The organism is Sphingomonas sp. C3-2 (assembly GCF_033025475.1).
Taxonomy (GTDB): domain Bacteria; phylum Pseudomonadota; class Alphaproteobacteria; order Sphingomonadales; family Sphingomonadaceae; genus Sphingobium_A.
In genome coordinates, this window is the sequence record NZ_CP130322.1 from 1,901,592 (window position 1) to 1,925,000 (window position 23,409).

The 23,409-nt window shown below is 64.9% G+C and carries 28 protein-coding genes (1 of these 28 cut by a window edge); 17 read left to right on the forward strand and 11 right to left on the reverse strand.

The window, feature by feature from the left end:
* The first annotated feature begins 21 nt into the window (after positions 1 to 21).
* From fdxA to QYC26_RS09270, 4 genes are all read left to right on the forward strand, one after another.
* Entirely contained in the window at positions 22 to 360 is a 339-nt protein-coding gene (fdxA, locus tag QYC26_RS09255; protein WP_317511947.1) for a ferredoxin FdxA, read from the forward strand.
* Positions 361 to 602: 242 nt separating this feature from the next.
* Entirely contained in the window at positions 603 to 1,124 is a 522-nt protein-coding gene (locus QYC26_RS09260) for a CarD family transcriptional regulator (RefSeq protein ID WP_317511948.1), read from the forward strand.
* A 122-nt stretch (positions 1,125 to 1,246) separates the two neighbouring features.
* The gene (locus QYC26_RS09265; RefSeq protein WP_317511949.1) at positions 1,247 to 1,999 is read left to right on the forward strand and encodes a head GIN domain-containing protein; all 753 of its coding nucleotides are present in this window, start codon (positions 1,247 to 1,249) and stop codon (positions 1,997 to 1,999) included.
* A complete protein-coding gene (locus QYC26_RS09270; protein WP_317511950.1) occupies positions 1,956 to 2,714 on the forward strand; it encodes a GIN domain-containing protein in 759 nt (252 codons plus the stop codon). The genes QYC26_RS09265 and QYC26_RS09270 overlap by 44 nt, the downstream gene beginning before the upstream one ends.
* 4 nt (positions 2,715 to 2,718) lie before the next feature.
* Here the strand turns inward: QYC26_RS09270 and QYC26_RS09275 are convergent, their stop codons facing one another.
* Positions 2,719 to 3,285, reverse strand: coding sequence for an HNH endonuclease (locus QYC26_RS09275; protein WP_317511951.1), 567 nt, complete (start codon positions 3,283 to 3,285; stop codon positions 2,719 to 2,721).
* Positions 3,286 to 3,397: 112 nt separating this feature from the next.
* On the opposite strand from QYC26_RS09275, the gene gluQRS reads away from it, so the two are divergent.
* The 6 genes from gluQRS to QYC26_RS09305 all read left to right on the forward strand — a co-directional run bounded on the left by gluQRS (position 3,398) and on the right by QYC26_RS09305 (position 8,160).
* Complete coding sequence (gene gluQRS, locus QYC26_RS09280) at positions 3,398 to 4,270, forward strand: tRNA glutamyl-Q(34) synthetase GluQRS (protein ID WP_317511952.1); 873 nt, start codon at positions 3,398 to 3,400, stop codon at positions 4,268 to 4,270.
* A gap of 26 nt (positions 4,271 to 4,296) precedes the next feature.
* The gene (locus QYC26_RS09285) at positions 4,297 to 4,521 is read left to right on the forward strand and encodes a twin transmembrane helix small protein (protein WP_317511953.1); all 225 of its coding nucleotides are present in this window, start codon (positions 4,297 to 4,299) and stop codon (positions 4,519 to 4,521) included.
* Positions 4,522 to 4,525: 4 nt separating this feature from the next.
* Positions 4,526 to 5,098 carry a cob(I)yrinic acid a,c-diamide adenosyltransferase gene (locus QYC26_RS09290; protein WP_317511954.1) on the forward strand — a complete coding sequence of 191 codons (573 nt, stop codon included), beginning with the start codon at positions 4,526 to 4,528 and terminating at the stop codon, positions 5,096 to 5,098.
* Positions 5,099 to 5,180: 82 nt separating this feature from the next.
* Entirely contained in the window at positions 5,181 to 6,452 is a 1,272-nt protein-coding gene (gene egtB, locus QYC26_RS09295) for an ergothioneine biosynthesis protein EgtB (protein WP_317511955.1), read from the forward strand.
* Position 6,453: 1 nt separating this feature from the next.
* Positions 6,454 to 7,434: an L-histidine N(alpha)-methyltransferase gene (gene egtD, locus QYC26_RS09300; RefSeq protein WP_317511957.1), complete on the forward strand. Its 981-nt coding sequence runs from the start codon at positions 6,454 to 6,456 to the stop codon at positions 7,432 to 7,434.
* Between the two features lie 57 nt (positions 7,435 to 7,491).
* Positions 7,492 to 8,160, forward strand: a complete 669-nt coding sequence (locus QYC26_RS09305) for an MBL fold metallo-hydrolase (RefSeq protein WP_317515036.1) — start codon at positions 7,492 to 7,494, stop codon at positions 8,158 to 8,160.
* A 23-nt stretch (positions 8,161 to 8,183) separates the two neighbouring features.
* Here QYC26_RS09305 and QYC26_RS09310 read toward each other — a convergent pair whose 3' ends face one another.
* Positions 8,184 to 8,603, reverse strand: a complete 420-nt coding sequence (locus QYC26_RS09310) for an MAPEG family protein (RefSeq protein WP_317511958.1) — start codon at positions 8,601 to 8,603, stop codon at positions 8,184 to 8,186.
* A gap of 216 nt (positions 8,604 to 8,819) precedes the next feature.
* Between QYC26_RS09310 and rpmF the strand changes: the two genes are divergently transcribed.
* From rpmF to QYC26_RS09335, 5 genes are all read left to right on the forward strand, one after another.
* The gene (gene rpmF, locus QYC26_RS09315) at positions 8,820 to 8,999 is read left to right on the forward strand and encodes a 50S ribosomal protein L32 (RefSeq protein WP_317511959.1); all 180 of its coding nucleotides are present in this window, start codon (positions 8,820 to 8,822) and stop codon (positions 8,997 to 8,999) included.
* A 29-nt stretch (positions 9,000 to 9,028) separates the two neighbouring features.
* Positions 9,029 to 10,078: a phosphate acyltransferase PlsX gene (gene plsX, locus QYC26_RS09320; RefSeq protein WP_317511960.1), complete on the forward strand. Its 1,050-nt coding sequence runs from the start codon at positions 9,029 to 9,031 to the stop codon at positions 10,076 to 10,078.
* Positions 10,075 to 11,034, forward strand: a complete 960-nt coding sequence (locus QYC26_RS09325) for a beta-ketoacyl-ACP synthase III (RefSeq protein ID WP_317511961.1) — start codon at positions 10,075 to 10,077, stop codon at positions 11,032 to 11,034. Before plsX ends, QYC26_RS09325 begins: the two co-directional genes overlap by 4 nt.
* 71 nt (positions 11,035 to 11,105) lie before the next feature.
* Positions 11,106 to 11,405 carry an integration host factor subunit alpha gene (locus QYC26_RS09330; protein WP_317511962.1) on the forward strand — a complete coding sequence of 100 codons (300 nt, stop codon included), beginning with the start codon at positions 11,106 to 11,108 and terminating at the stop codon, positions 11,403 to 11,405.
* Positions 11,406 to 11,410: 5 nt separating this feature from the next.
* A complete protein-coding gene (locus tag QYC26_RS09335; RefSeq protein WP_317515037.1) occupies positions 11,411 to 11,827 on the forward strand; it encodes a MerR family transcriptional regulator in 417 nt (138 codons plus the stop codon).
* A gap of 17 nt (positions 11,828 to 11,844) precedes the next feature.
* Here QYC26_RS09335 and QYC26_RS09340 read toward each other — a convergent pair whose 3' ends face one another.
* Together QYC26_RS09340 and QYC26_RS09345 are read right to left on the reverse strand one after the other, a co-directional pair.
* Positions 11,845 to 12,393 carry a histidine phosphatase family protein gene (locus tag QYC26_RS09340; protein ID WP_317511963.1) on the reverse strand — a complete coding sequence of 183 codons (549 nt, stop codon included), beginning with the start codon at positions 12,391 to 12,393 and terminating at the stop codon, positions 11,845 to 11,847.
* Complete coding sequence (locus QYC26_RS09345; RefSeq protein ID WP_317511964.1) at positions 12,390 to 15,119, reverse strand: ATP-dependent DNA helicase; 2,730 nt, start codon at positions 15,117 to 15,119, stop codon at positions 12,390 to 12,392. Before QYC26_RS09345 ends, QYC26_RS09340 begins: the two co-directional genes overlap by 4 nt.
* A 40-nt stretch (positions 15,120 to 15,159) precedes the next feature.
* Between QYC26_RS09345 and QYC26_RS09350 the strand changes: the two genes are divergently transcribed.
* Positions 15,160 to 16,731, forward strand: coding sequence for a lysine--tRNA ligase (locus QYC26_RS09350; protein ID WP_317511965.1), 1,572 nt, complete (start codon positions 15,160 to 15,162; stop codon positions 16,729 to 16,731).
* Positions 16,728 to 17,255 (forward strand): GNAT family N-acetyltransferase, encoded by a 528-nt coding sequence (locus QYC26_RS09355; protein WP_317511966.1) that lies wholly within the window; start codon positions 16,728 to 16,730, stop codon positions 17,253 to 17,255. The genes QYC26_RS09350 and QYC26_RS09355 overlap by 4 nt, the downstream gene beginning before the upstream one ends.
* A 47-nt stretch (positions 17,256 to 17,302) precedes the next feature.
* Here the strand turns inward: QYC26_RS09355 and QYC26_RS09360 are convergent, their stop codons facing one another.
* The 7 genes from QYC26_RS09360 to QYC26_RS09390 form a co-directional block, all read right to left on the reverse strand.
* Positions 17,303 to 19,150 carry a DUF885 domain-containing protein gene (locus tag QYC26_RS09360; protein WP_317511967.1) on the reverse strand — a complete coding sequence of 616 codons (1,848 nt, stop codon included), beginning with the start codon at positions 19,148 to 19,150 and terminating at the stop codon, positions 17,303 to 17,305.
* 125 nt (positions 19,151 to 19,275) lie between these two features.
* On the reverse strand, positions 19,276 to 19,884 hold the full coding sequence (locus QYC26_RS09365; RefSeq protein WP_317511968.1) for an RcnB family protein: 609 nt from the start codon (positions 19,882 to 19,884) through the stop codon (positions 19,276 to 19,278).
* A 129-nt stretch (positions 19,885 to 20,013) separates the two neighbouring features.
* Positions 20,014 to 20,697, reverse strand: a complete 684-nt coding sequence (locus QYC26_RS09370; protein ID WP_317511969.1) for a 2OG-Fe(II) oxygenase — start codon at positions 20,695 to 20,697, stop codon at positions 20,014 to 20,016.
* Positions 20,694 to 21,965, reverse strand: a complete 1,272-nt coding sequence (locus QYC26_RS09375; protein WP_317511970.1) for an amidohydrolase family protein — start codon at positions 21,963 to 21,965, stop codon at positions 20,694 to 20,696. Before QYC26_RS09375 ends, QYC26_RS09370 begins: the two co-directional genes overlap by 4 nt.
* Before the next feature lie 67 nt (positions 21,966 to 22,032).
* The gene (locus QYC26_RS09380) at positions 22,033 to 22,557 is read right to left on the reverse strand and encodes a carboxymuconolactone decarboxylase family protein (protein ID WP_317511971.1); all 525 of its coding nucleotides are present in this window, start codon (positions 22,555 to 22,557) and stop codon (positions 22,033 to 22,035) included.
* Positions 22,547 to 23,041 carry a hypothetical protein gene (locus tag QYC26_RS09385; RefSeq protein WP_317511972.1) on the reverse strand — a complete coding sequence of 165 codons (495 nt, stop codon included), beginning with the start codon at positions 23,039 to 23,041 and terminating at the stop codon, positions 22,547 to 22,549. The genes QYC26_RS09380 and QYC26_RS09385 overlap by 11 nt, the downstream gene beginning before the upstream one ends.
* 45 nt (positions 23,042 to 23,086) lie before the next feature.
* A protein-coding gene (locus QYC26_RS09390; RefSeq protein WP_317511973.1) for a TetR/AcrR family transcriptional regulator crosses the window boundary here: on the reverse strand, positions 23,087 to 23,409 show its 3' portion. It continues 259 nt past the right edge of the window; the window shows 323 of its 582 coding nt (coding positions 260-582); the start codon falls outside the window, past its right edge; it ends in the stop codon at positions 23,087 to 23,089.

Sequence of the window (23,409 nt, forward strand, 5' to 3'; positions counted from 1 at the left end):
GCTACAGGAGGATTGATCCCAATGACCTATGTCGTCACCGACGCGTGCATCCGCTGCAAGTATATGGACTGCGTGGAAGTGTGCCCCGTGGACTGCTTCTACGAAGGCGACAACATGCTGGTGATCAACCCCAGCGAATGCATCGACTGCGGCGTCTGCGAACCCGAATGCCCGGCCGAGGCCATTTTGCCCGATACCGAAAATGGTCTCGAAAAATGGTTGGAGCTCAACAACACCTTCTCGGCGCAGTGGCCCAACATCACGCGCAAGCGCGAAGCGCCCGCCGATGCCGATGAATTCAAGGGACAGGACGGGAAATACGAGAAATTCTTCTCGCCCGAACCCGGCCAGGGCGATTGAGGCACGGCGGCTCCGCCGCCGTCCATCGCGATCAATTGCTGTGCTGCCGCCCGCAAAAATGAACGCGGGCTGGCATTTTTGTTGTGACTCTGTTAAACTCCGTCATCGCAAGCGCGTGTTTACCACGACGCTAGAGGAGATTCACACCTGCTGACCGCCATATGGTTTCCCCGTCCCGACTTGCATGGTCAGGAAGGATACCCATATTCTGGCGGTCTTCCCCATGGAAAGGGCCACAACACATGGCTTCCAAGGCTTTGTCCTTCGACGTCGGCGATTATGTCGTTTACCCCAAGCACGGCGTTGGGCGCGTCATTGAGCTTCAGAGCACCGACATCGCGGGCATGCAGCTCGAACTGTACGTTCTGCGTTTCGAAAAAGAGCGGATGACCCTCCGCGTTCCGACCAACAAGGCCGAAAGCGTCGGCATGCGCAAGCTGTCGTCGGACAAGACGCTCAAGGAAGCGATGGAAACGCTCAAGGGCAAGCCCAAGGTCAAGCGCACCATGTGGTCGCGCCGCGCGCAGGAATATGAAGCCAAGATCAATTCGGGCGACCTCGTGTCGATCGCCGAAGTGGTCCGCGATCTGTTCCGTGCCGACGATCAGCCCGAACAGAGCTATTCCGAGCGTCAGATCTTCGAAGCGGCCACCAGCCGTCTCGCCCGCGAGCTCGCGGCGATGGAAGAGACCGACGAACCCGGCGCGCAGGCGAAGATTCTCGAAATCCTGAACAAGGCCGCGCCGCTCCACGCCAAGGATTGAGCGGTCCTTTATGGGATCCGAAAAGGGCGGCCTTGGGCCGCCCTTTTTCATATCTGCCTGATATCGCTGGACGCGCCCCGTTGCATTCTGTATTGCTTGCGTAACACAGTGGGAGTTCGGCAATGCGCGCAATCTTTCTCGTCCCGGCCTTTATGGCGATCGTCGGCTGCTCGGTGGACAGCGATGCCGGCGATGTGAAGCTCAGCGGCCAGAACGGCGCGCGCAGCTACAACGTCGCCAATTTCGACGAAATCTCGGCCTACGGCCCCGACACGGTCATCGTGAAGGTCGGCGGCCCCTTCTCTGTCAAGGCCGAGGGCGATACCGCGCTGCTCGACCGGCTCGAGGTCGAGGTGAAGGGCAGCGATCTGCGCATCGGCCGCAAGCGGACGGGCGGCGTCCAGATCGGCGGCAATAACGGCGCGGTCACCTTCACCGTCACCCTCCCCGCGATCAAGGCCGCAAGCCTGGCCGGCTCGGGCGACATGCAGATCGACAGCGTCGCCGCCGCCAAATTCGAAGCGAAGATGGCGGGCTCGGGCAATCTCGCGATCGACGCGATCAAGGCCGATGATCTCGATGTATCGATCGCGGGCTCGGGCGATGTGAAGCTTGCCAAGGGCAGCGTCGGGCATCAGGAATATTCGATCGCCGGCTCGGGCAATGTCGAGGCAATGGGCGTCGCATCGAAAACCGTCGATATCTCGATCGCCGGCTCGGGCGACCTCAAGCTTGCGGCCTCCGAAAAGGCCAATGTTTCGATCATGGGGTCGGGGGATGTCGAGATCGTGGGCACCACGCAGTGCAGCGTCAACAAAATGGGTTCGGGCGATGTGCGCTGCACCCCGGCTGCGGCTGCGCCAGCCGCCAACTGACGGCCAGACACTGCGGCGTTCTCATGTCGCCATTGTCGCGTTTCTGGCCTTCGGGTCGGCGCCGGCATTGGCGGCGGAGCGCGGCTTCACCGTCACCGATTTCGATCGGATCCGGCTCGAGGCACCCTATCAGGTCACGCTCGAAACCGGCCGCTCGTCCACCGCGCGCGCCAGCGGAGACCGCGAGGCGCTCGATCGCGTCCGCCTCGATGTCCAGGGGCGCACGCTCGTCATCCGCACCGATTCCCGCGATTGGGGCGGTTTTCCGGGGAGGACCAGCGCCGCCGGGCCGGTCATGCTGCGCCTTTCCACCCAGGCGCTGCGCGGCGTCACGCTGATCGGCAGCGGCGCGCTCAGCGTCAACCGTCTTCGCGGCGAAAGGTTCGTCGGCACGCTCGATGGCTCGGCCACCTTCGCGGCGGATGGTATCGCGGTCGACCGGTTCGAGCTTGTCGCCACCGGATCATCCTCGGCACGGCTTGCGGGCACCGCGCGGATGTTCGGCGGGGTCGTGCGTGGTTCGGCGCGGGTTGAGGGGGCGCAGCTGCTCGCCAATGATCTGACACTGACCACGCAGAGCAGCGACCGGGTCGCGCTCGCCGCGCGGACCAGCGCCAAGGTGCAATCGTCGGGATCGGGCGAAACGGTGATCACGGGCAGGCCCGCCTGCACGGTATCTGCGGTTGGCTCGGGAAGCGTCAGCTGCGGGCGTTGATCCGTCAGGCGAGCAGCTCGATGTCCCAATAGAGCCAGTCACGCCAGCTATCGTGCAGATAATTGGGTGGGAAGGCGCGGCCATTTTCGTGCAGCTGCCAGTTGGTTGGGCGGATTGGCGTCACATGCAGGTGCATCCCTGCTTCCATCGGCGTTCGGCCGCCTTTTTTCAGATTGCAGGGCGCGCAGGCGGCGGCGACATTTTCCCAGGTGGTGCGTCCGCCCTGGGTGCGGGGAATGACATGGTCGAAGGTCAGATCGCGCGAGATGCCGCAATATTGGCACTGGAAACGATCGCGGAGGAAGAGGTTGAACCGGGTAAAGGCGGGATATTCCGAGGGCCTCACATATTGTTTGAGCGCGATGACGGAGGGCAGTTTCATCGCGCAGGTGGGACTTCGGATCTCTCTTTCATAATGGTTGATGATCGATACGCGATCTAGAAAGACAGCCTTTACAGCGGTTTGCCATGGCCAGAGACTGAGTGGGTAATAGCTGAGCGGCTTGTAATCCGCGTTGAGCACCAGCGCGGGGCAATTGTCCGGGTGACGGATCAGATCGGGGTGATACATGGTCGCCTGTATTCTCCCTTGGCCCCATCTTCCTTGCGGAAAATGATGACATGGGCATGACACCATATCACGCGACTCACGGTCAACCCCCGTTCTGCGCTAGGGCTTGGGGATGACCGAAGTTGCGACACGCTTTGCCCCCAGCCCCACCGGGCGCCTGCATCTCGGCCATGCCTGGTCGGCGCTCCTCGCGCATGATTTTGCGGCGCGCGCGCACGGCCACTTCCTGCTGCGGATCGAGGATATCGACCCCACCCGCTCGCGCCCTGACCATGTCGACGGGATTATCGAGGATCTGCTCTGGCTGGGCCTGCAATGGGAAGGCGAAATCGTCTTCCAGTCGCAGCGCACCGCGCTTTACCGGATGGCGCTTGAGGATCTGAAGCGGCGCGGGCTGGTCTATCCCTGTTTCTGCACCCGGTCCGACATTGCGCGTGAGATTGCGGCCAGCGCCTCGGCCCCGCATGGGCCCGATGGGCCGCTCTATCCCGGCACCTGCCGCCATCTCGCGCCCGATATGGCCGCGCGGCGCGCGGAGGGAGAGGCGCATTGCTGGCGGCTCGATACTGCCCGGGCGATGGCGGCGGCAGGCCCGGTCGATTGGGTCGACGGCGCCGGCGCGCGCCACCCCGCGCGCGCCGATATCCACGGCGATGTCGTGCTCGCGCGCAAGGATTCGCCCACCAGCTATCACCTCTCGGTCACGGTCGACGATGCCGAACAGGCGATCAGCCATGTCGTGCGCGGGCGCGACCTTTTGGAGGCGACGCATGTCCACCGCCTGCTCCAGGCGCTGCTCGGGCTGCCCAGCCCCGTCTATGTCCATCACGATCTGCTCGGCACCGCAGACGGAGCGCGGCTTGCCAAGCGCAACGGCGCGCCCGCGATCGCCGATCTGCGCGCGGCGGGCGTCGATCCGCGGCACCTGGTGGCCGATCTGCGCGCGGGCATTTTTCCGGGCGGCTATCGCCCATTGGCATTGTGAAACGAAGGGCTTAGACAAATAGCCTTATGAGCACGCTTCTCGTCGTCCTTCTCATCGTCGCGGTCATCGCGACCGTCGTCGCGCTGGTGCGCGGCATCATCGCCTTCCTCAAGACGAGCGAGGAGGATCTCAAGGGAGACGGGCCAAGCCCGTCCAGCGAAAAACAGAACCGCATGATGATGATGCGGATCCTGTTCCAGGCGCTGGCCGTTATCGTTGTTGTATTGTTGCTTCTCGTTTCTCGGGGCTGATCCCATGGTAAAGTTGAACAAGATCTACACCCGCACCGGGGACGACGGCACCACCGGCCTTGTCGATGGCAGCCGCATCGCCAAGAACGATGCCCGCATGGAAGCGATCGGCACGGTCGATGAGGCGAACAGCGCGATCGGCATCGCCGTCGCCGCGCTGCCCGCCGGCGATCCCTATGCCGTCATGCTCGCGCGTATCCAGAATGATCTCTTCGATCTCGGCGCCGATCTCGCCACCCCCGGCGAAACCTTTGCGCCCAGCGAAATGACGCTGCGCATCGTGCCCGAGCAGGTCGACCGGCTGGAACGCGAGATCGATGCGATGAACGCCGATCTGCAGCCGCTCCACAGCTTCATCCTCCCGGGTGGCAGCCCGGCTGCCGCTGCGCTCCATCTGGCGCGCGCGGTCACCCGCCGGGCCGAGCGCACCGCCGTCGCCGCCGGGCAGGATGTCCCGCTCAACCCGCAGGCGCTCGCCTATCTCAACCGGCTGTCCGATCATCTTTTCGTCATGTGCCGCATGCTCAACGGCGGCGGTGCCGACGATATTTTGTGGGTGCCCGGCGCCTCGCGCTGAAACCGATCCGGTTCCGGCGCGTACTGTGAGGGCGGGGGGCTGAGGCCCACGCCCTTGCGGGGCAGGACGCTGGAGGAACCGGATGGCATCACGGCTAAAGCCAGAGGCCGCGCCCGTTGCGCTGACTGCGCTGTTCCACAATGTTCGTGCATTGAGCGTCGCGCTCGCGGCGCCCCTGTCCGATGCCGACGCCACCGCGCAGTCGATGCCCGATGCGTCGCCGGCAAAATGGCACCTCGCGCACAGCAGCTGGTTTTTCGAAACCTTCGTGCTGCGCGATCATGTCCCCGGCTACCGCCTTTTCGACGCGCGCTGGCCCTTTCTGTTCAACAGCTATTATGATGCCGAGGGGCCCCGCCACGCCCGCCCCGAACGCGGGCTGCTGACCCGGCCTTCGCTGGGCGAGGTGCTGTCCTACCGCGCGCATGTCGATGCGGCGCTGTTGCGCGCCTTGCCCGATCTGCCGCCGCCCGCGTGCGCGCTGGTTGAACTGGGCTGCCATCACGAACAACAGCATCAGGAATTGCTGCTCACCGATATTCTCCACCTCTTCTCGCGCAATCCGCTGCTTCCTGCGGTCTGGGATACCGCGCGCAGCGATCCCGCGCCCGAACCGGGGCCGCTGCGCTGGCTTGCCGGGCGGGCGGGGCTCGTGGAGATTGGGGATGCCGGGGTGGAAGGCTTCGCCTTTGATTGCGAACGCCCGCGCCATCCCGTCCAGCTTCAGCCACATCTGATCGCCGATCGCCCGATTTCGAACGGCGAATGGTGCACCTTTATCGACGATGGCGGCTATCGTCGGCCAGAAATGTGGCTGGCCGATGGCTGGGCCTGGGTCGAACGCGAAGCCATATTCGCGCCGCTCTATTGGCAGCGCGACGGGCATGATTGGATGCAGTTCGCGCTCGACGGGCTCCACCCGCTGCGCCCCGGCGCGCCGGTGTCGCATATCAGCTATTATGAGGCCGATGCCTTTGCGCGCTGGGCGGGCGCGCGCCTGCCGAGCGAGGCGGAATGGGAGGCGGCCGCCGCCGCGCAGGATCCGCTGGAGGGCAACCAGCTCGACCGGGCGGAGCCCGTTCGTCCGCGCGCCGCCGCCGCCAGCGACGGCCTGCGGCAGATGTTCGGCGATGTCTGGGAATGGACCGGCAGCGCCTATCTCGCCCATCCCGGTTTCCGCACCGCGCCGGGCGCGGTCGGCGAATATAATGGCAAGTTCATGTGCGGCCAGTTCGTGCTCAAGGGCGGCAGCTGCGCCACCCCGCGCGGCCATGCGCGCGCGAGCTACCGCAACTTCTTCTATCCGCATCAGCGCTGGCAATTTTCGGGCGTCCGGCTGGCGCGGGACATCTGATATGGCTGCCGATACGCCGCTTGCCCGGTCGGAAAGCGCGGTCGACCCCGCCTTTCGCGCCGATGTGCTGCGCGGATTCGCCATGAGCGGCCAGCGCGCCATCCCCGCGCGCTGGCTCTATGACCGCGCGGGGTCCGAATTGTTCGAGGAGATTACCCGGCTCCCCGAATATTATCCGACCCGCACCGAAACCGCGCTGCTCGCTGCCACATCCGCCGAAATCGCCCGCCATGTGGCGCCCGGCGCAGTGGTCGTCGAATTCGGATCGGGCGCGTCCACCAAGACCCCGCTTCTGCTCCGCGCGATTGCGCCCGCCGGATATATCCCCATCGATATCTCTGCCGCCTTTCTGCGTGAATCGGCCGATGCCCTTGCCGCTGATTTCCCGGACATCCGGATCGAGCCGATCACCGGCGACTTCACCCGCCCCATCATCTTGCCCGATTGGACGGCCGCGCACCCTCGCCTCGGCTTCTTTCCCGGCTCCACCATCGGCAATCTTGCGCCCGAGGCGGCGGTCGATCTGCTGCGCACGATGCGCGCTTCGCTTGGGGAGGGCGCGCTGCTCCTGATCGGGTTCGACCGGGCAAAGCCCGAATCGGTGCTGCTTCCCGCCTATGACGATGCGCAGGGCGTCACCGCGCGGTTCGACCTCAATCTGCTCGCGCGCATCAACCGCGAGTTGCAGGGCACGATCCCGCTCGATGCCTTTCGCCATAAAGTCGTCTGGAACGACTTTGACTCGCGCGTCGAAATGCATCTGGAGGCGCAGCGGGACATCACCTTCCGCATTGCCGGGCAGGATTTCGCGATGCACGCGGGCGAGACGATCCATAGCGAGAACAGCCATAAATACGGCGCGCGCGATTCGCGCATGCTGCTGCGCGCGGGCGGCTGGTCGCCGCTTTATGAATGGAGCGATGCGCGCGACTTCTTCACGCTCGTCCTCGCCCGTGCCAGGGCGCGGCCGCTCGCGCCCTGATCCCGCGGGTGCGGGCGGCGCTTGCATCGCGACGCCGCAACCGCCATCTCCCTGTCCATGAACACGCCCACCCCGCCGATGAAGGCCGCGATCATCCCCGTCACCCCGCTGCAGCAGAACTGCACGCTCTTCTGGTGCACCGAAACCAACAAGGCGGCGTTTGTCGATCCGGGTGGCGATCTCGATCGGCTGAAGGCGGCGGCCGCGCAGGCTGGCGTGGAGATCGAGAAGATTCTCGTCACCCATGGCCATATCGATCATTGCGGGCAGGCGGGCATTTTGGCCGAGGAACTGGGCGTGCCGATCGAGGGGCCGCACCGCGACGATTCCTTCTGGATCGACCGGCTGGGCGAGGACGGCGCGAAATATGGCGTAGAGGGGCGCAGCTTCGTGCCTGATCGCTGGCTCGAGGATGGCGATACCGTCCAGGTCGGCAATCTCTCGCTCGACGTCATCCACTGCCCCGGCCACACGCCGGGCCATGTCGTGTTCCACCATCCCGAATCAAAGGTGGCGATGGTCGGCGACGTGCTGTTCCAGGGATCGATCGGCCGCACCGATTTCCCGCGCGGCAACCATCAAGATCTGCTCGATTCGATCACGGGCAAGCTCTGGCCGCTGGGCGGCGAGACCGCCTTTGTCCCCGGGCACGGCCCGATGAGCAACTTTGCCCACGAACGCCGCACCAACCCCTTTGTGGGCGATGCGGCGATCGCACGCGGCTGAGTCGATACGATTCTATAGAGCGGTCAGCCGATGGCGGTGATTTCGGTCACCGTCGCCTGCGGCGTGAAATAGGGAATCGAGATCGCGTAGAGGCCAAGGCCGAGCAGCGCGAGCATGGTGATCATCGTGCCGGCCATCCGTGCCGGCTTCAGCCCGTCCATGCCAAAGGGGTGCAGCACCCGGCCGAGCAGATAGACGCCGCCCACCGCCCATAGCCACAGGCTGGTGCCCTGCGCATATTCGATCAGACCGATCAGAATCAGGACGAACGGGGTATATTCGGTGAAGTTCGCATGCGCGCGCATGCGGGCGATCAGATGCGGATTGCCGCCGTCCCCGATCGAGACTCCGGCCGCGGTGCGCACTTGGCCCACCCGAATCCCCAGCCAGAGATTGATGAGTGCGGCCGCCCCCGCGATGGTCAGCGTGATGGGTAAAATCATGAAGTCCCCCGTTTCTTTGCTATCCGAAACCTGTCATGCGCGGCTTGCGGTTGCAACGGGCCTTGCAACTATTGGCCGAATCGCTATACGCGCGGCTTCGTTCGCGATGAGCCCGGCCGCCTTGGCCCGCGGCCTTTACAGGCCGTCGGTTGCTATCAAGGCATCAAGGGCGTAACCGCACATTTTGTTTTTTGAAGAACTGGAACAGGTGCCGGAATGGCTGTCCCCAAGAGAAAAACCTCGCCGTCGAAGCGCGGCATGCGCCGCAGCCATGATGCCCTGAGCATCGAGAGCTATCAGGAATGCCCGAACTGCGGCGAACTGAAGCGCCCGCACAATCTGTGCACGGCGTGCGGCCACTATAACGGCCGCGAGATCGTTTCGGTCGAAGGCTGATCCCAAAAGAATCGCAGGAGTACGGACCGGTGGGCCTATCGCCGCGGATCGCTGTCGACGCGATGGGCGGCGATGAAGGCTTGGCCGTCATGCTGGCCGGCGTCGCGCTTGCGCGGCGTCAGCATGACGGCATGCGATTCCTGCTTGTTGGGGATGAGGCGCAGATAAAGGCGGGGCTGGATAAGCACCCCAATCTGCGCGCTGCTTCCGAAATCCTGCACGCACCCGATGTGGTGGCGGCGACGGACAAGCCTAGCCAGGCGATTCGTCGTGCGCGTTCCACGTCGATGGGCCTTGCCATCAACGCCGTGAAGGCGGGTGATGCCGGGGCCGCTGTGTCGTCCGGTAACACCGGCGCGCTGATGGCGATGGCAAAGCTTGCGCTGCGAACGATGCCCGGCATCGATCGCCCGGCGCTTGCTGCGTTGCTGCCGACGCTCGGTGACAACGATATGGTCATGCTCGATCTCGGCGCCAATACCGAGTGCGACGCCCAGAACCTCATCCAGTTCGCCGTGATGGGCGCCGCCTATGCGCGTACCGTGATCGAGCTTGAGCAGCCCCGCGTGGCGCTGCTCAACATCGGTACCGAGGATCTGAAGGGCACCGACGAGATCAAGGATGCGGCGGCCGCGCTGCGTTCTGCGCAGAATGTGCCGATGAACTTCACCGGCTTCATCGAGGGCGATCGTCTGTCGCGCGGTGAGGTTGATGTCGTCGTCTGCGACGGTTTTTCCGGCAATATCGCGCTCAAGACCGCCGAAGGCACGGCGCGGTTCGTCGGCGATCTGCTCAAGCGCGCCTTCCGCAGTTCGCTGCGCTCCAAGATCGGCTTTCTCATTTCGCGGCCCGCTACCGAGCTGCTGCGCCATCATCTCGATCCGAACAACCATAATGGCGCGGTTTTCCTTGGCCTCAATGGTCTGGTAGTAAAGAGCCATGGTGGTGCGAACGAAGTCGGCGTCGCGAACGCGATCGGCGTTGCGGCCAAGATGGTCCGCAACGATCTGACCCGTCGAATCACCGAAGATCTCGATCATTTCAAGGCCCATTGGGGGGCAGAGGTACACAAGTCATGATGCGTCGCGCGGCGATTCTGGGCACGGGTTCGGCACTTCCGGCACGCCGGGTTTCCAATGCAGAACTGGCGCAGACGGTGGACACGTCCGACGAATGGATCGTCGAGCGTACCGGCATCCGCTTCCGTCATATCGCCGGGCCCGACGAAACCACCGCGACGCTCGCCACCGCAGCCGCGCAGCAGGCGCTGGCTGCAGCCGGGGTTGAGGCGTCGGCGATCGATCTTATCGTGCTCGCCACCGCCACCCCCGATCAGACCTTCCCGTCTTCGGCCACCAAGGTCCAGGCCGCACTCGGCATCGACGATTGCATCGCTTTCGACGTGCAGGCCGTCTGCTCGGGCTTTCTCTACGCGGTCTCGGTTGCTGAAAGCATGATTCGTGCGGGTTCTGCCAACCATGCGCTGGTGATCGGCTCGGAAACCTTCAGCCGCATCCTCGACTGGGAAGATCGCAACACCTGCGTGCTCTTCGGCGACGGCGCAGGCGCGATCGTCCTCGGCGCAACCGAGGAAGACCGCGGCATCCTGTCGACCAAGCTGCACGCCGATGGCCGGCACAACGAACTGCTTTACGTCGATGGCGGTCCCTCGACCACGGGCACCGTCGGCAAGCTCCGGATGAAGGGGCGCGAGGTGTTCCGCCATGCGGTGGTCAACCTCGCCAATGTGCTCGGCGAATCGCTTGGCGCGGCGGGGCTTGAGCCCGGCGATATCGACTGGCTGGTCCCGCATCAGGCCAATGCCCGGATTCTCGACGCCACCGCGCGCAAGCTCGATCTCGATCCCGCCAAGGTCGTCGTCACGGTCGATCAGCATGCCAATACTTCGGCGGCGTCTGTGCCGCTCGCGCTCGATCTTGCGGTGCGCGACGGGCGGATCAAGCGCGGCGATATCGTCGTGCTCGAGGCGATGGGCGGCGGATTCACCTGGGGGGCGGCGGTCGTCCGCTACTAATTCTCCCCCCGATTGAATGCCGTGGACCGCAATGTTAAAAGGAAAACAACGCGGTACATGAGAGGATCAAAATGACTTCTGCATCGACGCTCACCCGTGCTGACCTTGCCGACTCGCTCCACCGTGAAATCGGACTGTCCCGGTCGGAATCATCGCAGCTGGTGGAACAGATTCTCGAATATATGTCGGACGCGCTGTCCCACGGCCAGAATGTGAAGATTTCCGGCTTTGGCAGCTTTGTCCTGCGCGACAAGGGCGAACGCGTCGGCCGCAATCCCAAGACCGGGGTTGAGGTTCCGATCGCGCCCCGCCGTGTGCTCACCTTCCGCGCCAGCCAGATGCTGCGTGATCGGATCGTGAAGGCGGGTTGATCTGAATCGTGGCGGACAAGTCTGAAGGCGCGTTTCTGACGATTGGTGAGCTGGCCGATGAACTCGGCCTGCCCCAGCACATCCTGCGCTATTGGGAAACGCGCTTTCCGCAGCTCCGCCCGCTCCAGCGCGCGGGCAAGCGCCGCTATTACCGGCCCGCCGATGTGACGCTCGCCAAGCGGATCGATCAGCTCCTCAACCATGAGGGCTATACGATCAAGGGCGTCCAGAAACTGCTGAGCCAGCGTGCGCCCAAGGCGAATGGACCGGCGGAAGAAAGTGTCGAGCCCGAGGCGGTCCCGGCACCCGCGCCCGCATCGGTGGCGGTTGACGCGGTTCAGCTCCAGGGCACATCCTCCGAAATGCTCGCCGAACTCAAGCGGCTGCGCGCCACGCTGGCCCAGGCGCTCGCCGCCGCCTGAGCGGACCCCAATGGCAATCAGTGCGAGGCGGTGTCCGGGCCCAGTGCGGAATCGAGATCACGCGGCCGTACGAACCGTGTGAGCACGCCGCTCGCCGAACGCACCTCGCTCCAGGCATCGATGTCGAACCGGATTTCGGCAAGCGCTGCGGTCGGGAATTTGGTTTCCACCGCATCACGCAGCGGATCGCCCGCACGGTCGGGGATGAGCGAGAGGATCAGATCCTCGAAACCGGGATTATGCCCGCACACAAGCAGGCTCTGCGCGGTGTCGGGCGCATCATGGATCACGTCCATCAGCGTCGCGGCAGACGCGAGATAGACCCGCCGGTCCCACGCCGCCTCGATCTCGCGACCAAGCCCCTCCCACAAGCGGTCGAGCGTTTCGGTGCAGCGCACCGCGGGTGAAGAGATCAGATGATCGAAATCCAGCTGTTCGTCGCGGATATAGCGCCCCATGCGGCGGGCGGCGCGCTTGCCGCGGGCGTTGAGCGGCCGGTCGAAATCGCGGGCCACCGGGTCGTCCCAGCTCGACTTGGCGTGGCGCAACAGCGTTAGTCGTTTCATCCTGTCCCCAAATGCGCGGCATCCGCCGCTGCTTCGTGACCGCCCAAGGTTACGGGGCCAAGACGGTCTTTAACGTGCATCACCGCTTCGTCCAGAGTCACGCGGTGAACCGGGGTGCCCGGCGGAAAGGCGGACAGCAGGCGCGAGGGCATGGCCGACGACAGCATCACGAAAATCCCCCGGTCGTCCGCGCGGCGGATCAGCCGGCCGAACGCCTGCGCCAGCCGCGCGCGGATCAGCCGATCGTCAAACCCGCTGCCGCCGCCCGCCAGCCGCCGCGCGGCGTGGAGAACGGTGGGCTTGGGCCAGGGAACCCCTTCCATCACCACCAGCCGCAGCGAATGGCCGGGGACGTCCACCCCGTCGCGCAGCGCATCGGTGCCGAGCAGCGAGGCGCGTGGATCGTCGCGGAAGATATCGACCAGCGTTCCCGTGTCGATCGGGTCGACATGCTGCGCATAGAGCGGCAGCCCCTCGCGCGCCAGCCGGTCGGCGATGCGCGCATGCACCGCGCGCAGCCGCCGGATCGCGGTGAACAGCCCCAGCGTGCCGCCCTCGGCCGCCAGCACCAGCCGGCCATAGGCACCGGCCAGCGCGCCGATATCGCCCTTTTTCACATCGGTGACGATCAGCACTTCGGACCGCGCGGCATAATCGAACGGGCTCGGTGCCTCGAACCGCTCGGGTGCGCGGGTCATGTGCACCGCGCCGCTGCGCGCATCGGCATTGTCCCAGTCGCCGCCGCCCTTCAGCGTGGCCGAGGTGATGAGCACCCCGTGCGCGGGTTTCAGCACGACATCGGCCACCGGGCGTGTCGGGTCCAGCCAGTGGCGGTGGAGCCCGATATCATAATCGCGCCCCTCGATCCGGTCGACGGCCAGCCAGTCGACAAAGTCGGGGGCTGCCGGCCCGCCGATGCGCGACAGCAGCGACAGCCAGCCCGACAACAGATCGGTGCGCCAGCCAAGGCTGGCGATCGCGCCTTCGACGCGCGCGCGCGCCTGCCCGTCCAGCCAGTCCGGTCCGTCCTCGATCAGCGCCTCGAGCCTGCGGCCCAGCCGTACCAGCGGGCGCAGCAGCGCATCGAGCGCCTCGGTCGCGCCGGCGGCGGCGGAGACGATATCGCCGTCGAGCTCGGCCATCTCGGTTTCAAGGCCATAGCCCGCATCCTCGCCCTGCCCGCGCGCATAGACGGTACCGCGCACCGCGGCGAGCAGCGCCTCGATCGGGCCGAAGGGCGCTCCCTCCGCCAGCCTTTGCAGCCAGCCGTCCGAGGGCAGCGCCTGTGCGGCGTTGACCGCGTCGGTAATCGCGCGGCCGCCTTCCTCGTCATAGCTCGCAACGTCGGACAGGCGCGCCGCCAGCCCGCGCCGCCGCCCGCGCGATTTGCCCTCGGGCCCGGTGACCCAGCGGCGCAGTTCGATCGATTCCTGTCCGCTGAGCGCGGTCGAGAACATCGCGTCGGCGGCGTCGAACAGGTGATGGCCTTCGTCGAAGATCAGCCGCGTGGGCTGGTTCGCGGCTTCGCGCCCGCGCGCGGCGTTGACCATGACGAGCGCGTGGTTGGCGATCACGATATCGGCCTGCGCGCTCGCGCGCACCGCGCGTTCGATGAAGCATTTGCGGTAATGCGGGCAGCCCGCATAGACGCATTCGCCCCGCCGGTCGGTGAGCGCGGTCGAGCCGGCGCGCCGGAACAATGTCGGCAGCCAGCCGGGCATGTCGCCGCCCACCATGTCGCCGTCCGCGCTATAGGCGGCCCAGCGCGCCACCAGTTGCGCCAGAATCGCCGCGCGCCCCTGAAAACCGCCCTGCAGCGCATCTTCGAGATTGAGCAGGCAGAGATAATTTTCGCGCCCCTTGCGCAGCACCACCTTGGTCCGCCGCTCGCGCCGGTCGGGGAATATCCGCTCGCTCTCGCGCGCCAGCTGGCGTTGCAGCGCCTTGGTATAGGTCGAAATCCACACCGGCCCCATCGCGCGCTCGGCCCAGAGCGATGCCGGGGTCAGATAGCCCAGAGTCTTGCCGATCCCCGTGCCCGCTTCGGCCAGCACCAGATTGGGCTCGTCGCGCGCGGCGCGCGGGGTGAAGGCCGCGCTCACCGCATTGGCATAGGCCTGCTGGCCGGGGCGCAGCTCGGCACCGTGGCCGGTCAGCTGGTCCAGCCGTGCGACGATCGATTCGGAATCGAGCGCGATGGTGCGCGGGGCGGGGCGGGGCGGTGTTTCTTCCCATTCGGGCAGCTTCGAAAACAGCCAGCGTTCGGACTGGGTGGGCTTGTCCAGCCGCTCGCACAGGATCGCCGCCCAGGGCCAGCGCATGCGCAGCAGCGACTGCGCGGCTGTCCACGCGCCCTCGCGCTCGGCCCAGTGCGGATCTGCGGTCCGCGCCAGCAGCGCCTCTGCCGCGCGCAGCAGGAATCCGGCGGTCGCGCTGTCATCCTGCGGCGGCGCCAGGCCCAGCGCGCGGGCCAGCCCCTTGGGGGTCGGCACCGCGAAATGCGCGGGGTTCACGAATGCGAACAGTTCGAGCAGGTCGAGCCCCGACAGGTCGGGATAGCCGAGCCGCTGGCCAACCAGCGGGGCATTCAGTAGAATCATCGGCGTTTCGGCGGCCCGCGCAATCGCTTCACCGCGCCCACAGGCGCGAATTTCTCCCTCGGGAGTGGCGATCCATATGCCGCCATGGCTTGCATAGAGCGCGGGATAGGGCAAAGAAGCCGTCATTCTCCCCGTTATGCCGATAGGACAGGAAAGGGCAACGTACGTGAGCGATCTGCGCGCAGCCGCGATGGAATCAAAAGCATGGCCGTTTGAAGAAGCGCGCAAGCTCCTTAAACGCTATGCCAAGGGCGCGCCGGAAAAGGGCCATGTCCTGTTCGAAACCGGATACGGCCCCTCGGGCCTTCCGCATATCGGCACCTTCAACGAAGTGCTGCGCACCACGATGGTGCGTCAGGCGTTCGAGGCGCTGTCCGATATCCCCACCCGCCTCATCGCCTTTTCGGACGATATGGACGGGCTGCGCAAGGTGCCGGACAATGTCCCCAACAAGGACATGCTCGCCGAACATCTCGGCAAGCCGCTGACCAAGGTTCCCGATCCGTTCGGCAAGTTCGAAAGCTTTGCGCATCATAACAATGCGATGCTGCGCGATTTCCTCGATCGCTATGGCTTCGAATATGAATTCCTGTCGGCCACCGAATGCTATTTGTCGGGGCGGTTCGACAATGCGCTGAAGCTCGTCCTGAAGCATTATGACGACATCATCGGCATCATGCTGCCGACGTTGCGCAAGGAACGTCAGGCCACCTATTCGCCCGTGCTGCCGATCAGCCCCAAATCGGGCATCGTGCTGCAGGTGCCCGTCACCGTGGTCGATGCCGAGCAGGGCCTCGTCCGCTTCGAGGACGAGGGCGAGGTGATCGAACAGTCGATCCTGTCGGGCGGCGCCAAGCTGCAGTGGAAGGTCGACTGGGCGATGCGCTGGGTCGCGCTCGGCGTCGATTACGAGATGTCGGGCAAGGACCTGATCGACTCGGTCACCCAGTCATCCAAGATCACACGCGCGCTCGGCGCCCGTCCGCCCGAAGGCTTCAACTACGAGATGTTCCTCGACGAAAAGGGCGAGAAGATCTCAAAGTCGAAGGGCAATGGCCTGTCGATGGAACAGTGGCTCACTTATGGCCCAGAGGAAAGCCTCGCCTTCTACGCGTACCGCGAACCCAAAAAGGCCAAATCGCTGCACATGGGCGTCATCCCCCGCGCGGTCGACGAATATTGGCAATTCCGTACGAACTGGAAGGATCAGGCGATCAAGGAACGCCTCGGCAATCCCGTCCACCACATCCATAACGGCGCCGTGCCCGAGGAAAAGCTGCCGGTCACCTTCGGCCTTCTCCTCAACCTCGTCGGCGTGATGGGCGAAGCGGGCAAGGATCAGGTCTGGGGCTATCTCGCCAACTATATCGACGATGCCGATCCTGCGAAGCACCGCGAGCTTGACCGCTTGATCGATTATGCGCTTGCCTATCACCGCGATTTCGTCGCGCCGACGCTCAAGCGCCGCGCGCCGACCGAAAACGAGGCAAAGGCACTCGCCGATCTCGATGCGCGTCTGGCAGCGCTTCCCGCCGATGCCGATGCGGAAACGATCCAGAACGAGGTCTATGCGGTCGGCAAGGTCGAGGATTATGCCTTCGCTTCGCTGCGCGACTGGTTCAAGGCGCTCTATGAAACGCTTCTGGGGGCCGAACAGGGCCCGCGCATGGGCAGCTTCATCGCGCTTTACGGCATCGACAACAGCCGTAAACTGATCGCGGAGGCACTGGCCGCATGACCGATACGCCGGCAATCGTCGCCCTCGATCCCGAAGGGCTCGATGCCCGGGCAGAGTCCTTGGGTGCGATCTTGCTGGCGTGCGTCGAAAACGGCGCCTCGGTCAGCTTCATGGCCGATCTCACGCTCAGCCGCGCGGTGTCCTTCTGGCGCTCGACGCGGATTTCGCTCGAACGCGATACGCTGGCGATCCTCGTCGCCGAAATCGACGGGCGCCCCGCCGGGGTGGTGATGGTCGTGCGCGCCGGGCCCGACAATCAGCGCCACCGCGGCGAAATCGCCAAGCTGCTCGTCGATCCGGCGATGCGCGGCCGCAATGTCGGACGCAGCCTGATGGCGGCAGCCGAGGACAAGGCGCGGGCAATGGGCATGTCGCTGCTCGTGCTCGATACGCAGACGGGCAGCGTCGCCGAGCAATTGTACCACAAGCTGGGCTGGCATTGTGCGGGCACGATCCCCGCCTTTGCGCTCGACCCGTCGGGCACGCCGCGCTCGACGACGATGTTCTACAAGGAACTCGGCTGAAAATACGCCGCCGGAAACCTGCGTGGTTCCTGGCGGCGCTTTTCCAGTTACTGCTTCGACGCGATCCAGTCGTCGATCTTCTTTTCCAGCACGCTCAGCGGCAGCGCACCGGTCATCAGCACCTCTGCATGGAATTCGCGCGGGTCGAACTTCGCACCCAGCTTGTCCTGCGCGCGTTTCTTCAGCTCGGAAATCTTGAGCTGGCCGACCTTGTACGCCAGCGCCTGGCCCGGCCAGACGATATAGCGCTCGACCTCGGCGGTCGCGTCGGTGCGGCCCATGCTCGAATTGTCGAGCATATATTCGATCGCCTGTTCGCGCGTCCAACCTTTGGAATGGATGCCTGAATCGACGACGAGGCGCATCGCGCGGAGCATTTCGTCGTCCAGCCCGCCAAAGCGCTGATAGGGGTCGGTTTCCATGCCGAGTTCGTTCCACAGCGTTTCGGCATACAGGCCCCAGCCTTCGGCAAAGGCGGTGTTGCCGCCAAAGCGCATGAACGAGGGCAGCGCCTCATTTTCCTGCGCCAGGCTGATCTGGAAGTGATGGCCTGGTGCGCCTTCGTGCAGATACAGCGTTTCCATCCCCGGCGTCGTGCGCGAGGGCAGGTCATAGGTGTTGAAATAGAAGATGCCGGGCCGCGTCTTCGACGGGGCCTTCGGATCCCAGTTGCCGGGTTCATAGGATCCGCCCGCCTGGTTCTTTTCGCGGTACGGTTCGTAGAAGCGAATCTCGAGCGGCGTCTTCGGGATCGTCGAGAACTGGCTGGCGATCACCGCGTCGACGCGCTTGCCGATCGCATAATAGCCATCGACCAGCGCCTGCTTCGATGCCGGCTTGAACTTCGGGTCGGTGCGCAGATGCTCGAAAAATTCCTTGAGCGTGCCCTTGAACCCGACCTTGGTCTTGATCGCTTCCATCTCGCCGTGGATCCGCGCCACTTCGGACAGGCCGAGCTGGTGGACATAATCGGCGGTCAGCGGCAGCGTCGTCAGTTCCTCGATCGCCGTCCGGTACAGGATGTCGCCACCCTTCATGCTCGAAATCCCTACCTTTTCGCGTGCGACGGGCAGATATTCGTTCTTCAGGAAATCGCGCAGGCGGACATTGGCGGGCTGGATCTGGTCGCGGATCATCGCCTGATATTCGGCGGTCAGGCGCTTGCGATCAGCGGGGGAGATCGTGTCGGGGAACTTCTTGATCGGGCCATAGAGCACCGAACCCTCAACCCCCTGCTCGATCTGCGCGTCGAGCTGGCCGATCACGTTGTTGACCGACATCTTCGTTTCTACGACGCCCGATTGCATGCCCTCGCGGAACCGGTCGATCGACCGATCGATCAGCGTCACATAATCCTTGTGGCGCTTCAGATTATTCTCGTAATCAACCAGCGTCTTGAACGGTGCCGCCCCCTCGCCCGAGGCGAAGGACGGGTAGAAGGTGTGAAAGCCCGTGAAATGGTTGATCGGGCGCACCGCGGTCAGCGCGAGCATTTCGGGCGTGAGCCGTTTCAGCCCCAGCTGCGTCTGCCATTCGAAAACGTCATAGGCGATCTGGTCGGTGGGGTTGAGCGTCGCGCGGTCGATCGCGTGGAGGCGCTTCAGCTCGTCCTCGGCTGCGGCGCGCTCGGCGTCGAAATAGGCATCTGACACATAATCGCCCAGCCGGTCGGCATAGCGCATGTCGCCGCGAAAGATGGCGGAGACCGGGTTGCGCTTGAGCGTGGCTTCGTCGCTGTCGTGGAAAAGCTGGTGCAGCCGGGCGTGCGCATCCTGCGCCGGTTGCGCGACAGCGGCGGTCGGGGTTTGCGCCTGTGCCTGTGCGGAGGCAGCCGCAACCGGAAGAAGCGCCGTCGACACCGCAAGCGCGGCGCGGAGCGAAAAGATAAGGGACATCGACAAGACCTCGCTGAATTTTTGCGTGTTACTGAGGTATTACAGTAGGTCCGATACGGCAAGAACCTCCTGCCTCGCGGCAGAAGGTCCTCGCTACGCTGTCGATGTGGTCGGCGGTCAGGCGCTTACCAGAAGAAATTCCGGATCACGTCGATCACGCGGCCACGGCGGGTGTCGACCAGCAGCACGTCGTCATAATGACGCACCCAGCGCTGGTAACCGCGCGTCTGGGGCAGGCGGTACCGCCAGGGATCGGAAATCCAGTAGCGTTCCGAATAATAGGGTCGGCCGATATGCCCGCCATTGTTGAAGCGCTGATATTTCCACGGCGCCCGCCAGTTGCCACGCGAATAGACATGGCGGTTGTCGCGGCGATAGTCGCGCCAGTCGTCCCGGCCCCAGTCGTGGCGCTGATCGCGCTGCCAGTCCCGGCGATCCTGATTGCGCTCACGCTGCCAGTCGCGGCGATCATGGTCGCGGTCGCGCTGCCAGTCACGGCGGTCCTGCTCGCGGTCGCGCACGGTGTCGCGGTAATCGCGCTGTGCGTCGCGGGCTTCGCGAATTTCCTTGGCGACGCGGTTGGGAGAAGCACCGCGATCGATCGCCCGATCGACGTCGCGCCGTTCCTTCTGATATTCCTGACGGTCGCGGCGAACATCCGCGGCGGACTGGGCCGATGCCATCGACGGGATGGCGGTGGCGATCATCAGGCCGAAAATGATCATCTTACGCATACGCTACTCCTGCACTCGTTCCGTTGGTCGCGGGGTGAACCCTGCGCGGCCCCGGTACAAGGTCAGGGATGCCCGATTCGAAATGAACGGGCTGCGAATGATCTTGTCAGCTTTCAGAAAGCATTGGTTTTACAGCCAGCTCCGCTCGCGAAACCATTTGGTGACGATATATTTGGTGCCCGCCGTCACCGGCTGGCCGGCGTGCAGCGTCTGCAGGTTGGGCGCGCCGTCCGACCCCATATTGTTCCACGCCATCAGCATCCCCGCGCGCGGCGAAACCGCGATTCCCAGCGCGGGAAACCCGGTTTCACCGCCGGCTTCGGGTTCGTTGAGGTAGATCATCACCGTCCAGCTGCGCTGCCCGCCGGTTTCTTCCATCTCGGGCCAATAGGGCTGGTCGATATGGAAAAAATCATGGTGCGGCTGGAATTGCTCGCCGACGCGGTATCGCTGCCCCTGCAGCGTCTCGCCATTGTCCGGATCGATTCCGGTCAGCGTGCAGATCCTTGCATCGATCCGCAGGACGAATTCGTCCCAGCGGTCGAGATTGCAGCTGTAGCTCGTGCGGAATCCGTTGTTTTCGCCTTCGAGGAACAGGGTCGAGGGTTCGCTGTCGGCATCGATCAGCGCAATCAGCTGGGCGCATTCGGCGGGGGAGAGGAAATCATATTGGATGAACAGCTCGATTCCCTCGACCCCGGCCTTCTGCACGCCGGGCGCGGCGTGCAGCCGCGCGCCCACCTGCTGGCCGATTTTGGCCAGCGCGGTCGACGGCGGGCCTACACTGGGGGTTTCCTGCGCCTTGGCCGTCACGGGATCTGGCGTCCCCGCACCATGACGAACTGCACCTTTTCCAGCGTCCGGATATCGCTCAGCGGGTCGCCATCCACCGCGATGATGTCGGCCGAGTAGCCGGGGCTTATCCGTCCGATCTCGCCGTCCATGTCGAGCAGCTTGGCCGCAGTGGTCGTGGCACTCGCCAGCGCCTGCGTTGGCGTCATGCCGCCAAGCGCCACCATCTGCCCGAATTCCTCGGCATTGCGGCCATGTTCGAACACGCCCGCATCGGTCCCGAACGCAATCGTCACCCCCGCCTGATGCGCGGCCTTCAGCGCCTTGCCGACATCGCTCAGCGTCTCGCGCACCTTCTTCTCGACGGTGGGCGTATAGACATTCTGGCCCAGCCGGTCGCGAATCCCCGTGAACGCCATCAGCGTCGGGACGAAGGCGGTGCCGTTCGCCTTCATCACCTTGATCGCCTCGGCATCGGCAAAGGTCGCATGTTCGATGCTGTCGACGCCCGCACGCGCCGCGCCTTCGATCCCGCGCGCGCCGTGTGCATGGGCGGCCACGCGCAGGCCAAGGCTGTGCGCGGTATCGGCAATCGCCTTCATCTCGACATCGGTGAAATGCTGGCCCAGCCCGCGGCCCTGCTGCGAAAGCACGCCGCCCGTCGCGGTGATCTTGATGACGTCGGCGCCGTTCTTCGACGCTTCGCGCACCCGTGCCGCGCATTGCTCCGCGCCCGTGCAGCTATTGTGTCCGTCGAGCACGGCATTCACCTCGGGGCGGAATCCGGAAACATCGCCGTGCCCGCCTATGATCGAGATGGCGGGCCCCGCCGAAACGATACGGGGGCCGGGGATCATTCCCTGCGCGGTGCCCTTGCGCAGCGCAAAGCCCACCTGCCGTGCCGATCCCAGATCGCGCACCGTGGTGAATCCCGCGCGCGCGGTCACCAGGGCATTTTTTGCGCCCACGATCACACCATATTCGTCGGGCTCTACGGCTTCCTTCCAGAAATCGCCGCCCGGATCGCTTGATAGGTGGACATGGAGGTCGACCAGCCCGGGCAGCACGGTCTTGGCCGAAAGATCGATCAGTTCGGCGCCGGCAGGGGCCGGCTGCAGCCCTTGCGCGATTGCCGTGATGCGCCCGTCGGTGATGGTGATCGTGCTCTGCCCCAGCGCGGGCTTGCCCGCTTCGGTAATCACGCGTCCGGCATGGATCACCTTGGTGTCGGCACGGGCGGGCGCCGCCACCGCAATCGCTGCAACCCCAAGGAAATAGGCAATCTTCATTATCTTCATCTCCCCTATGCGCCCGACACTGCAAGAGCAGTCCGCCGGGCGCAAGGGGGACGACGCGTCAGCCCGTGGCGATGGTCACGGGCACTTCGGTCACCGGCAGATCCTCGGGCATCCCGCCAATGCTGACGGCGGTGCGCGAGGTAAAGTTGAACGTCATGAGCGCGGTCAGCATCGACGCCACTTCCTCGGAAGAAAAGGCTTGCTGCACGCGCGTCGCCGTCGCGTCGTCCATCCCGGCTGGAAAGCCCAGATAGGAATCGGCGAGTGCGATCGCAGCCTTTTCGCGGTCGGATAATGCGCTTTCGTCATAGCCATCGGCCACCATCGCCGCGCGGTCCTCGGTCAGCCCGTCCTGCCGGGCGACGTCATAGCGTACCGATTTGCAAAAGACGCAGTTCACCGTCCGCGCGTTGCGCAGGCGGATGATCTCCAGCAGCGACGGCGAAACCAGGCTGTCGCGCCAGATATGGCCGTTCAGCGTGATGATTTCAGACACGGTTTCGGGCACCAGCCCAAGTGCGCTGTCGCGGATGACGTTGCCGGTCTCAGTTCCGGGCGGGCTGACGCGGGGTTCAGGCGACATGCGCGGCCTCCTTCACAATGTTCTGGGTTTCAAGCGCGCGCAGGCAGCGCGCGGTGCGGATGCGGCCGTCGATGCAGCCCAGCGCCTCGATCAGGAAGACAAGCCCGGCATCGCCGTGATGCGTCTTGACGTCATCGGCCACCGCGTCGGTGATCGACTGGGCATCGGTCCAGTAATATTCGGCGAACAGCAGGATCGCCTGTTCGCCCGCGCCGAACGCATCATCCGCCAGGGCATGGTCGCCGATCACCGCCGCGCGGCGCGCCGCGAAGGCGGGCGTCGCCTCGATCCGGTCATTGGTCAGCGCCAGTTCGTGGCTATCCCCGTGCAGGCGGGCCAGCGTCAGCCGGCAATGCTCCAGCATCTCGGGGGCGATCCGCGTCTGGCGCCACAGGCTGTCCCATAACCGGGCAAAGCTCGCGGCCGCCGGGCCGCCTTTCTCGAGCCACCTGTCGAGGCTCAGGCTATTGGGTTCCTCATGCATGTTCGGGTCATCCTCTCCTTATGTGTCTTTGTTTTGGCGCTGGCGTCATGCCATCAGCGCGGCGCGGATCATCGCGGGGATCGCGTCGGTCGGTGCCTGGTGCCGCGCGGCCACGCCCATTCCCTGGCTCGTGATCAGCAGCCAGCGCGCGGTGGCGGCGGGAGCCAGCGCCGCGCGGATCTCGCCGCGGCGCTGCCCTTCGGCAATCAGCCGCGCGAATTGCTGTTCGATCCGCGCATAATAGGGGTCGAGCACCGCGTTCACCGCCGGGTCGCTCCGCCCCAGTTCGATCACGCTATTGGCCAGCAGGCAGCCGCGCCGGTCATGTCCGGGCGCGCCGTGATGCGCGGGATCGCTCGCCATCAGGA